The organism is Psychrobacillus sp. FSL H8-0484, from assembly GCF_038005325.1.
GTDB lineage: Bacteria > Bacillota > Bacilli > Bacillales_A > Planococcaceae > Psychrobacillus.
Genome location: NZ_JBBOSZ010000001.1, coordinates 2,520,108 through 2,531,633 on the forward strand (window position 1 = coordinate 2,520,108; position 11,526 = coordinate 2,531,633).

The following is an 11,526-nucleotide window of genomic DNA, read 5'->3' on the forward strand; positions in this document are numbered from 1 at the left end:
TTTTTTCAACATCATTACTGTTCACACTGTTAATAATATTCCTGGCTTAGATGTTTCTCCTTCTTGAAATGAGGTTTTGATTACCCCAAATAATTCTTCAGGACGCTGATGTCATTTGGCTATCTTGAATAACTTCGAATAGATACGGAAAGAATAATAGCACTTGAAGGCAGAGCGAGGAGTATTCTAAGTTGAGTTTCTTTAAAAATACACCAAAACAAAATATTACTCTCAATGAAAACGATAAACAACTTACTAATGATCTAAAAAAAAATATAGAGATGATTCACGAATATCTTTGTCAAACAGAAGATTTAATGTTTAAAAAAATGAGTTTTAATAAAATGGGTTGCACTATTCTTTTTCTTGATTCAATGGTGAAAAAAGATATTCTTCAATCTTCTGTTATTGGACCTATATTAGAAAAGAAATCCGGAGAAATTCAAAATGTGGTGAAGACAACTGAACTGAAATTTTCTTCAAACATTTCAGAAGTAGGGGCTAGTTTATTAGAAGGTTACTGTACTATTCTAATAGAAAATGATGCAATAGCAAAGTCAGTGGTTGTAGGAGAAATTGCAGAGCGTTCTATTGAAGAACCTGCTAATGAACGGAATATTCTAAGTTCTCATGATGGATTTGTCGAAAATTTAAGTACTAATATTCTACTCTTGAGAAGAAGGATTAAGAGCCCACAGTTAAAAGTGAAATTCTTCACCTTGGGAAAAATCACAAATACGAAAGTTAGTATGGTGTTTATTGACAAACTTGCTAATAAAAAAATTCTAGAGGAAGTTGAACGAAGAATTACTTTTATCGATGTTGATCATCTTCTTTCAATTGGAGATATAGAGGAATTCATTGAAGACAATCCACATTCTCCTTTTCCTCAAATGTTAACTACTGAAAGGCCTGATAGAGGAGCGTCATACTTAACAGAAGGGAAAATCATATTAATTGTTGATGGTAGTCCGAGAATTTTAATTGTTCCAATTACCTTTTTCGCTTTTTATCAATCACCAGATGATTACAATAGTCGTTGGGTATTAGGTTCTTTTTTTAGGATTATTCGTTTCTTCAGTTTGATGATTTCTATCAGTTTGCCGGCAATCTACATTGCAATTATTTCTTTTCATTCTGAAGTACTCCCAATTGGGATTTTGTACTCAGTTAGGGTTTCATTAGAATATGTGCCTTTTTCTCCTTTAGTCGAGGCAATTGTGATGCAAATCATTCTTGAGTTACTAAAAGAAGCTTCCATTCGTTTACCTACTCCGATAGCACAAACTCTTGGTATTGTAGGAGGACTTATAATTGGTACAGCAGTAGTGGAAGCTAATTTAGTTTCAAATTCGATGATTGTTGTTATTGGACTCACTGCCATATCTTCATTCGTAGCACCAGTAAATCAAATGGGAACTAGTGCTAGGTTATTAGGATTTCCTGTCATGATCGCAGCATCATTGTTCGGTTTTTTTGGAATTGTACTAATATTAATGGTACTCGTTATGCACTTATGTAAATTAGAATCCTTTGGCACGCATTACTTTTCTCCATTAGCACCTTTTAAACTAGAGGACTTAAAAGATACATTTGTAAGACTCCCTACTTGGAAGCTTAAAACACGACCAACAGACTCACAGCCTGTATACAAACAACAACAACGGCATACAAGAGGGTGGAAGAAGTGATTACTAAAAAATATTCCATAACAAAGTTTCAGTTGTTTTTTGTATTAATTCAAAGCCAGATTGGCATAGGTCTATTTTCTTTACCAAATGTTGTTCAGGAATCAGCAAAAGGAGACTCGTGGATATCGATTATTTTAGCAGGAGCAGGTGTACAATTTTTACTGATTGTCTATTTGTTTTTATTGAAAAGATTTCCGAATGATGAATTTGCCCAAATAACTCAAAAAATCCTTGGACGTACGTTAGGCAAAATAATAAATTTCTTCTTTTATTTTTATTTTATTATGACGGGCAGTTTATCGACTATTTTAATGGTGAAATTAATAAATTTACAGTTATTACCTATAACACCTAACTGGATGATATCCCTACTTATTTTAAGCGCTTGTATTTATTTGACCATCAGCAACTTAAAGATAATAGCAAGATTTTTTGTCCTAGCTTTTACTCTGATAATCTTATTACTGTTTCTTACTCTTTTTACTTTATTACTCCCTCAAGAGATTCAATTTATTCTTCCAGTTGGAAATTCCGGCATTAAAAACATTCTAATTGGCAGCAATAGTGCTTTATTTTCGATGGTTGGTTTTGAAGCATTATTATTTTTATATTCCTTTATTATTCATAATAACAAAGGAGTATTAAAAACCATTTCATTGGCAAATATCTTTGTCACTGGATTTTACACCTTCATAGTCTTCATTTGTTTAATTAGTTTTAGTCCTGATCAATTGAATCTAATAAGAGAGCCATTGATATTTCTTTTTAGAGGACTATCTTTTAAAATGTTTGCACGTGTAGACTTAATTTTTCTCTCGTTTTGGATTGTTCCAATGACAACGACAATTATTGCATATTTATTCCTTGCAAGTAAAAGTCTTAGCAATGAAGAAAAGTCTTATAAAAAGATTGTCGTGATAAATGGAATTCTTATATTTTTGATTTCACTTATTCCTCATACTGATGAAATCACCAATCTTTTTACCAAATATATTTCTTATTTAAATTATGCTGTTATCTATGTCATTCCAGTTCTCCTTTTAATTTTGTCATTAATATTTAAAAAGCATGAAACGGGTGAGACTGCTTGAATAAAAGACTCCTACTAATTTTGATAATCCTGAACATCTTTTTGACTGGTTGTTGGGATCAACACCAGCTCGTTGATAAGACAATCGTTAACGGAATCAGTTTTGATTTAACAGATGAAGGAAGAATACTTTTGAAAGCTCGTAACATTAATATAAAAAGTAAAGGAGGAGGCCAATTTGAAATTGAAGATGAACTTGTGAGTGCTGAAAGACCTACTATGGTTGGTTTATCAATGGATATTGATAGCAAGTCAGCGGGACGGGTGGACTATAGTCAAACACATCTTCTTTTAATCGGTGATGAATTGGCTAAACAAGGGATTCATCAAACACTAGATTCTTTTTATCGTGGAAAAGACTCAAATATTGCAGCGAAAATTGCGATTACCAAAGGTAAAGCACACGATGTCTTATCAACGGAAAAAGATAAAAGCCCGATTGCATTCTTTATTTTACAAATGATTGAAGGAGCAGAGGAAACTACCTTTTTACCGGAAGAAACTATTTTTAATATATGGACAAAAATTCTAACTCCGGGCAAAGATTTTATCTTGCCATATTTAGAAAAGACAGAATCAGATAAAATCGCGATTGCTGGGGTAGCCCTATTGAATGGAGATAAGTTTTCTGGAATAACATTATCAAAGGAGCAAAGCACGTTATTATTACTATTACTCGATCGATTTAAAAAGACGAACTTCATGTCACTCATACTAAATCCAACGAGTGAAGATCGATCAATTGCTTTTTCTACAAGGAAGATAAAAAGAGACATGGAGATTACAGTAGACAAGACAAGTGGAGATATAACTTGTACCATAGATATTAGCATCCAAGTAGAAGTAAATTCCTATCCACAAAATCTAAAAGAAGATTTAAATACAAAAAAATTAAATAAAGAAATTTCTGCAGGATTAACTAAACAAGCAAAGGAAATAACTGCTATTCTTTTAGAAGCAAATTCCGATGTCTTTGGGATTGAAATGGAAATAGCTAAAAGACATCCTGACGTATGGAAGAAAATGAATTGGGATGAAGATTATAAAAATACTAAAATAGAGCCAAAAGTAAATGTGGAAATCATAAAGACAGGTAATGTGTTTTAAACATTACTTGTCGATTTTTAAGTATAGAGACATGGATTCAATAAATATTTCAGTGAATGACTTCAGGGTGATTCATTCCTATCCTCCATTTGTATTTTGGCACATATTTCATTTTCCCATCTAATTTCCTTATTGAACTAACCTGCTACGTTAGTACAATATATTCGACAAAAATAGCATTCTATCTTGATCAACACAACCGCTTTGTTCAATAAAAAAAGGAGTCGTAGTAACAACTCCATAATTATTTAAGATGATTAACTAAATCTAATCTCTTTTTATCCATTTACCAAATGCCCAAATTCCCACTATGTAAACAATTAATGAAAGAAATGCATATACCGTATCTCCAGTTTCCCATTTCCCCCAGATACCATAAAAATTAAAAAAGGTGTCATATAATACTGCAATTATAAAGATGACAAACAAAACTTGTTTAATTCTTTGCTTATTTTGTTTCATTACTTTCACACCTTTTTAAAATAAACTAACTATCATAAAAATATTTATTATTATATTTCGCAAAATTCTTCTTGAATTAACCTGTTTCTTTAGTTCAACAACAGGTTTTTCTTTTAGTAAAATTGTTACTTAAATACCTTATCTTCACCCATCTCTATTCATAAATGTTTGTTTGATAGCTTTTATAAGAGTCCGAAAAAACTCTAAGGGGAAAGGTTACGGAAATTTCCATATTGTTTTCTGGTTCTAAGTGAGGAATATGATTAATTTTTAAAGAAAGTGGGAAGCCCAACTTCTCTTAAAATATCATTAAAATTGAATTCGTATACATATTTTTCGTCAATTCCAGAATTCCTCAACACTTTTCTTAGAGAAATAAACAGTTGTTCATCAACTGAAGGAAAGACAACTTCAAAAGGTTTTTCATAATCTAATTCGTTTAAATAATATATGATTGCCTTATATAAAAATGGAAATTCTTGTTTGATAGGCTCTCTATTATCTAGAAATGACTTGATATAATACTTCAAATGATAGATTTTTTGGGGGTCAAAATCAGGGTCTTTCCTTTGACGATGAGTAAAGATAAAAGCAGATTTAGCAGACCAATTACCAAGTCCTGCCCCAAAGACAAGAAGCGAATATTTTCGCACTTCATAATCAGGATGCGAAAAGTATTGATAATAATCATCATAGTTATTTTTAGTCCATTTTTTACTTGTAATAAAATAGCCAATTTCTATTCCACTTAAAATACTCTTTGCCTTATCAATAAGTGCTTTCGTCAAAAATTTCCATTCCTTTCTGATAGCACTTTTCATGAGATTCTTCTTCAACTAACCTGCTGCGTTAGTTCAATAAGAAAAAAAGAGTTGCCTAAGCAACCCAATGTTCTTTCACTAGAGCACCCCATTGCTTTAAGTACATTCCTTCACAATCTCATAAATAGTTCAGAACCCAAACTAGTCCCTGTTTAGATAGTCCTTTTTATTCCAATGGGCAAGTAATACGACAAATTGTTTGTAATCATCCCACCTACTCGCAATCCAATAGCACCTGGCTTCCCACTAATTAAAAAGCTGCCAATTAACATTTCCCCTACTTGTTCACCCTTTTCGCTTTGGAAGGTTACTTTTGGTTGCTCGATATATTGCTGATACACCTTTATATACTGATTATAAGATTTTTGTATATCTTCTTTTATTAACTGTCCACTCGTGTCATAAATTTCAACTGAATTTCCTTCACGACCGAATACAGGTTTTTTTACATAGGGCAGGCCTTTTTCGATAAATGAATTTTCTTCTAAATATGTTGGTAAAAAATACTCGGCAATCCACTCATGCTCCTCAGCTGAAAAAAATACATTGCTTTCCTCATGTAAGCCCCAAATAACAGCCTGTACCGCTTTATTTTGAAGCAAAAACGCAGAAGGTGGGTTAATAATTATTAACAAATTTTGTTCAACTAAATCAAGTAACCATAAACCGATTGGATTTTGTGCTTCGTCTACATCTTGAATTACATTTTCAATAGGAAACGTTTGACGATACAAAACGTCAATTTGCTTCCCATCCTCATCAAACAATCCGACTCCGTTTTGTATTTGTAGTTGATGTAACGGTGTAAATTTAGCTCCAGGTATAAATTGCATTAAGTAAAGCGTTGTATAATAGTCTTCTATATTTTGTTCATGCGCAGTAAAGACAATATGTGCCTTTTGTGAAGGTTTACTTTGTGCAACACTTTTCCTAACCATATCTTTTAAAAGTTGCTCCATTTTAGCATTTGGATTTTCCATTGCAAACGCATGACATATACGTTCATTAACAAAAAACAATTCTTTAATAAATGTTGGTGTATCTGCATTTATTTCAATACATTTGTAGCTGTCGTTATATGGAATAAAATCAAAGCGCGCGATTACACTTTCAGCCTCTAAAATTTTTAACCGAAGAAAATGAAGGGTTTGTTCTGGATAGCCCATTTCAAGTAATATTTCATCTGGTACATTACGCAACAAATGTGCGATTTTAAAATAAATTTTGCCGGTGCGTTCCGTCGCTAATCGAATTTTTTCCACTTCATCTTCTGTTACTTCATATAAATCATAAAGTGCATATTCCTCATCATATAAATCTGCCCAAAACTGTTCTATTTGTGAATAAAACTGTTTACGATTGCTTTTATACATGAAGGCATTCAGCTCACTTTCAAATCTGTTACATACATCACATATACACCACGGTCTTCGTCAATTTCAGTAGAAGTAACGAGCATTTGTCCAACTATAGGAATATCTACAACATCCTTTAGTAAATAACGAATAACTTCAAAATGAGTCTCACAAGGAATACGTGAGAGCACTCGGTAATTTTCACGTTCATTTGGACTTCTAAATTCGATATGGATGCCTCGTCCTCGGAAGCTTTGTTCGTCTTCACCAGATAAATTACGTCCCATCTCTTTTAGTATAAGCACTTCCTCATTTTCTTTCATTTCGTTCGATATTAGTTCAAATTGTGTACCATGCATAACAAAATATGTACAAAGCTGTCGTGCATAAAATTCATCGAAGCCTACATTGGTTGCCATATATTCATAAAATGGCTCAAAACGGCCATTTCCTTTATCGATATAATAACTTAACTGCTTCAAAGCTACCCCCACCTCATGCTAGTAAGATAAACATTTCGCGACAATCCAGCCAACTGCTACTGATAACGATAATAAAATCGTTCCGACTGCTCGATTATCTTCTTCAATCGCTTTTTGAATACTAAAACGAATTGTCATTAGTTCTGCAATGAAAAATACAATTACTTGCGCTACAATTCCAATTGCACCCCAAACGGCCATATCTATTAACGATATGGAATACTCGGCAGCAGCCCCTAATACAATTGCTAGCCCCACTACTTTACCACCTAAAAGCATTGCAGCTGCTACATTTTTATTGGCAATTAATTGAAACTCTTTAATTTTGGGCGTGCTTAACGTAAATAACAGCATCCCAATAATTAATAAGCTTAGTGATACGCCTAAATATGATAAAAAATTTACATACACATTCATGTTTTTCCGCCTCTCTTATCCCCCAAAACTTTTTGAGCCACTGCCAAAGCCTGAGCTCGATTGTACCGCTTTAAAGCTCTCACTACTTTTATAACTTGTATAGTCAGTGCTACTATTTAATGCGGACTTATTTTTATAATAGCGTCCCCCATAGTAGTATGCGCCGTGATGGCCTGAACTACTTTCATCGCATTGCCATACGCCATCTTCATCTGACCAGTCCCAATCGCGACAACTTTGATCTGTAGGCGTTGGTGGTAAGCTACTTGTAGATGTGCCACAGCCAGCTAAGCTTAACGTTAATGCTGTTGCTGATATCCCGACCATCATTTTTTTTGTTTTTTCCATTTCTACCAGCCTCCATTTCCTTTCCTACTTTAACGTACGAGACAACAGCTTAAAAAGATTCGAAAAATTTAATATTGAATATGACTTCGGAAAATTATTATTCTGAATACTTTTCTTGTCAAGCCAATCCCAATAAAGTTCTCTTCTCTACAATGCTAATCACAATTTTTAATTTTTTCTTTTAGCATTTCCACCCTCCATATTTCACTAACTTTTAAACTCAAATATACCTCATTTCAAAACATCTCTTTCTATACAGTACCCTTCAATTTCTCATTAATTTTTTCAAGCAATTTAGTTTGAACTTTTAGCTGGTTAACGAGCGTGACCATAAACCAAATCACAAAAATAATTGGCACCAAATAAAATAAAAATACTAAACCTGGTAATAAAACCGTCATTGATTCCAATATAAAACTACCTCCTACATCTTAAAATATTTTTAAATTGAAATAATACTATTCAACTAACTTGCCTCCAGAGTCGAGTTATAAAATTCCTTATTGAACTAACCTGCCCCTTTAGTTCAATAAGAAAAGGCGACATTGATTTATTGAAATACCGCCCCCCTTATCTACTTTTATATCGTTTTTCCTTTATCATCAATAATCCCAAATAAATCAAAATAATCCCCAATAGTAAAGTCGGTGTAATCAAGGGTTGTGTTAAATTACCAATAGGTGATGGCGTCACAAAAGCTAATGAATAGCTCAATAGTAGGATTGTCATAAATAAGCTGATATGCACGAATAAAAAACGTTTTAACACTTGCTTATCCTTACGATTGGGAAAGACAATTATGCTAGCTACGATAATAAATAAAGCTAGGAACATCACTTCGAAAATCGACTGCCACGCTGCTAATTGACTGATACTTTGAATATCTTCTTGAGTTAGGTTACTCTTCGTTATCCAATAATCTGACTTATTTAGCCGATAACTATCAAGCAATATATAACCCATATAAAATAACAGATATAATGGAAGGTAAATATAAGTATATAACTGCTTTTTTAATACTTTGCCTTCTTTATATCGCAAGCTTTGTTCCAAGAGATATCCCCCTTTTCAAAAAAACTGCCAGTTTAATTCTCCATAAAATAACTACTTCGACAACATTTCAAAAATTACCTCCTTATTCAACTAAACTGCCCCTTTATTTCAAGAAGAAAAACTGATATCCCTTTATAAAAGAGATTTCAGTTCATCTTTTTACTTTCAACTATTTAACCTTTCTTTAATTGTATTACTTACTAGGAATTGTAAATTTTCAAGATTCATTTTATTTATTTCAATTTTCGAATATAATAGCGAAATAGGAGATAATTTTACCACTAAATAATACCGAAAGAAGAGAAACTTTTTACAAATTTTTATTTATATAAATTTAGCAACAATCCTCTTAGTTACCATTTCATCATCTATTCTTCGAAAAAAGAATTACACCAAGTTTTGGATACCTAGTGTTCTATTAATAGGAATATTATTTGTAATCGCAGTCGTAAGTTTTTTCACATTGGACGGCTGGGAATCAATGAGTTTTTTCTTTATGTTTATTTGCATTACAATCGGTTCGCTTATTGGCACAGCTATTTCAATGCTTACAAAATTCAAGAAGATCTAACATAAAAAAAGCAAAACGAGAAATCGTTTTGAAATTACATATTCAATTAGAGAGAAGCGAAAAAAATGAAAAGAACTCTTGTAATAAGTGATATACACGGTGAATTAAAGAAGTTTGAACAGTTACTTGGAGAAGTAGAATACGATCCAGAATTTGACCAATTAATCTTATTAGGTGATTATGTAGATCGAGGACCTAATTCAAAAGGTGTTATTGAAAAGGTGATGAGTTTAAAAGAAGCCGGAGCTCTATTGCTTAAAGGTAATCATGAAGATTTGATGATAAAAGCTTTAACTACTGACATAGAAAGATCGTGGAACCACTGGATTAAATTATGTGGTGGAGATAAAACTTTATTTAGCTATGGTTTTTCAGAAATTGATATAGCCGCAAGTGAAGAAAAATTCCAAAAACCAGAGCTACATTCATCTACACTAAATAAACACTTAGAGTTTATACAAGGATTAGAAAATTACATAGAAACATCCGATTATATGTTTGTTCACGCGGGCGTACACCCAACAACACCTATTGCTGAGACAGATCCACATATTTTAATGTGGATTCGAGACGAGTTTCATAAAGGCTATAATGGTGAAAAGATCGTGATATTTGGACATACAGAAACAAATTCTCTTCATAGGGATATCAACAATAACAATGTCTATTTTGGAAGCAATCGAATCGTCGGTATCGATGGTGGAGCTGTATACGGAGGACAATTGAATTGTTTAGAGTTGCCTAGTCAAAAAGTATTTTCAGTAAAATAAGCTCAACTTCATCGAACTAATAATTACTTTTATCAATAGAACTTTACATTATTTTTAACAGAGTCAGCTATATCTAACGGCAGTTCCTGAGGCGTTAGTTGAAGAATAAAATAAGAGCTGTCTAAACAGCTCAATGAGCTTCAAGTAAAGCACCCGTTAGCCATCCATGAAGCCCTGCTTCACCACAGAATATACAAGAAAATTACGTTCTTCCATGGTAGTTCAATTAGAGAAAACTGTTAGTTAAAGAACCATTATTTCTTATCTCTAATTTCTTCTAAAATTTCTATTACACGATTGTTTTGTTTTTCTATATTCTTTAATCGTTTTTCAATAATACTTGAAGAAAAAAATACTATGAGTAAAAGTGCTATTCCAACAATTAATTCCATATTTATCCTCCGCCGAATTAGTTTATGTTTAAGAGTATAACTTCTCCAACCTATATTTTCCAGAGCCATTATTTATCTAACCTGCTGTGTTAGTTTAAGTGTAACATTTCACAATGGATCGCCGAAATCTACTTGATGTTTTGGACATAAAAACACCCCGTAAATGTTAGTTGGTGTCTAACATTTACGGGGCAGTTCATACTTCATGTTTGGATGAGAGGTCTTCGTAACTATTGAATGTCTTAAGTAATTTGTGGGTATCAAGTTCTCGCACATTTTTCATTGTCTCAATCATACAAGGTTTATCTGTGGTTTTTACGTAAAAAGCTATTGTATTTGATTATACAACTAGCCACTGTAAATTTTTTTACCTCTTAACTTCCCTTCATACTTTGATGCTGCTTCATGTGTCTGGAATAATTGTAACCGCAATTGTTCGCACGGGGATATCTTTTCCGTCTTTGCTACTTGTAGAAAGGTAGTATTTAGTCAAGATTTCTTTTAATTCATTTTGAAAATTCAAGAAGTCTTCATCATCCATTTTTAATTCGACTAAAGAAAACGCTGCTCCATCATGAGAATTGTTCGTTTCCTCTATTTTTTTTAAATAGTTTTGATATTGAGTCATTAGTGATAATTGATAAAAAGATACGAAATCAAGTTTTTCTTGCTGAGATGCTTGATTCCACTCACCTTGGTCAAGTTTTAACTCTTCTTCATTTAATACATAATATTTCTCGGAAACGGATTTTACCTTCTTTTCTTTTATTACACGAATTATCTCGGAGTCCAATAACACTTGTATATGTCTGTAGAGTGTTGCTTGAGGCACATCTTTAATGATTTTGACCATTTCCAATGGTGTTAATCCATTTTCTTTATTCCTTAATAATGCTTGAGAAATTTTCATTCGTACTGGATGCATTAAAACTTCAACTTTATTTAACATTCTATCCCCTCACTTGTC

Annotated in this window: 15 protein-coding genes; 5 read left to right on the top strand and 10 right to left on the bottom strand. The window is 32.6% G+C overall.

Features of this window, described 5'->3' with window-relative positions; translation table 11 throughout:
* Window positions 1-191 precede the first annotated feature (191 nt).
* Genes MHH81_RS12240 through MHH81_RS12250 form a run of 3 tightly spaced genes read left to right on the top strand, consistent with a single transcriptional unit; the run spans window position 192 to window position 3,888 of the window.
* Complete coding sequence (locus MHH81_RS12240) at window positions 192-1,691, top strand: spore germination protein (RefSeq protein ID WP_340921577.1); 1,500 nt, start codon at window positions 192-194, stop codon at window positions 1,689-1,691.
* Window positions 1,679-2,782, top strand: a complete 1,104-nt coding sequence (locus MHH81_RS12245) for a GerAB/ArcD/ProY family transporter (RefSeq protein WP_340921580.1) — start codon at window positions 1,679-1,681, stop codon at window positions 2,780-2,782. The genes MHH81_RS12240 and MHH81_RS12245 overlap by 13 nt, the downstream gene beginning before the upstream one ends.
* On the top strand, window positions 2,779-3,888 hold the full coding sequence (locus tag MHH81_RS12250) for a Ger(x)C family spore germination protein (protein WP_340921581.1): 1,110 nt from the start codon (window positions 2,779-2,781) through the stop codon (window positions 3,886-3,888). The genes MHH81_RS12245 and MHH81_RS12250 overlap by 4 nt, the downstream gene beginning before the upstream one ends.
* 267 nt (window positions 3,889-4,155) lie before the next feature.
* Here MHH81_RS12250 and MHH81_RS12255 read toward each other — a convergent pair whose 3' ends face one another.
* From MHH81_RS12255 to MHH81_RS12290, 8 genes are all read right to left on the bottom strand, one after another.
* On the bottom strand, window positions 4,156-4,350 hold the full coding sequence (locus tag MHH81_RS12255) for a hypothetical protein (RefSeq protein ID WP_340921583.1): 195 nt from the start codon (window positions 4,348-4,350) through the stop codon (window positions 4,156-4,158).
* Between the two features lie 263 nt (window positions 4,351-4,613).
* The gene (locus MHH81_RS12260; protein WP_340921585.1) at window positions 4,614-5,138 is read right to left on the bottom strand and encodes a hypothetical protein; all 525 of its coding nucleotides are present in this window, start codon (window positions 5,136-5,138) and stop codon (window positions 4,614-4,616) included.
* A 185-nt stretch (window positions 5,139-5,323) separates the two neighbouring features.
* The gene (locus tag MHH81_RS12265; RefSeq protein ID WP_340921587.1) at window positions 5,324-6,544 is read right to left on the bottom strand and encodes a glutathionylspermidine synthase family protein; all 1,221 of its coding nucleotides are present in this window, start codon (window positions 6,542-6,544) and stop codon (window positions 5,324-5,326) included.
* 8 nt (window positions 6,545-6,552) lie between these two features.
* Entirely contained in the window at window positions 6,553-7,008 is a 456-nt protein-coding gene (locus MHH81_RS12270; RefSeq protein WP_340921590.1) for an RNA helicase, read from the bottom strand.
* Window positions 7,009-7,026: 18 nt separating this feature from the next.
* Window positions 7,027-7,425 carry a DUF350 domain-containing protein gene (locus MHH81_RS12275; RefSeq protein WP_340921593.1) on the bottom strand — a complete coding sequence of 133 codons (399 nt, stop codon included), beginning with the start codon at window positions 7,423-7,425 and terminating at the stop codon, window positions 7,027-7,029.
* Window positions 7,426-7,440: 15 nt separating this feature from the next.
* A complete protein-coding gene (locus MHH81_RS12280) occupies window positions 7,441-7,773 on the bottom strand; it encodes an aminotransferase yhxA (protein ID WP_340921595.1) in 333 nt (110 codons plus the stop codon).
* A 251-nt stretch (window positions 7,774-8,024) separates the two neighbouring features.
* Window positions 8,025-8,183, bottom strand: a complete 159-nt coding sequence (locus tag MHH81_RS12285; RefSeq protein ID WP_340925376.1) for a hypothetical protein — start codon at window positions 8,181-8,183, stop codon at window positions 8,025-8,027.
* A gap of 160 nt (window positions 8,184-8,343) precedes the next feature.
* Entirely contained in the window at window positions 8,344-8,826 is a 483-nt protein-coding gene (locus MHH81_RS12290; RefSeq protein WP_340921597.1) for a hypothetical protein, read from the bottom strand.
* A 328-nt stretch (window positions 8,827-9,154) separates the two neighbouring features.
* Here MHH81_RS12290 and MHH81_RS21365 point away from each other — a divergent pair, with 328 nt between their 5' ends.
* Together MHH81_RS21365 and MHH81_RS12295 are read left to right on the top strand one after the other, a co-directional pair.
* A complete protein-coding gene (locus MHH81_RS21365; RefSeq protein ID WP_445678139.1) occupies window positions 9,155-9,397 on the top strand; it encodes a YesK family protein in 243 nt (80 codons plus the stop codon).
* 65 nt (window positions 9,398-9,462) lie between these two features.
* Window positions 9,463-10,167: a metallophosphoesterase family protein gene (locus MHH81_RS12295; RefSeq protein ID WP_340921599.1), complete on the top strand. Its 705-nt coding sequence runs from the start codon at window positions 9,463-9,465 to the stop codon at window positions 10,165-10,167.
* A gap of 254 nt (window positions 10,168-10,421) precedes the next feature.
* Here MHH81_RS12295 and MHH81_RS12300 read toward each other — a convergent pair whose 3' ends face one another.
* Together MHH81_RS12300 and MHH81_RS12305 are read right to left on the bottom strand one after the other, a co-directional pair.
* Complete coding sequence (locus MHH81_RS12300) at window positions 10,422-10,559, bottom strand: hypothetical protein (protein WP_340921601.1); 138 nt, start codon at window positions 10,557-10,559, stop codon at window positions 10,422-10,424.
* Window positions 10,560-10,962: 403 nt separating this feature from the next.
* A complete protein-coding gene (locus tag MHH81_RS12305) occupies window positions 10,963-11,508 on the bottom strand; it encodes a helix-turn-helix domain-containing protein (protein ID WP_340921603.1) in 546 nt (181 codons plus the stop codon).
* Window positions 11,509-11,526: the final 18 nt, after the last annotated feature.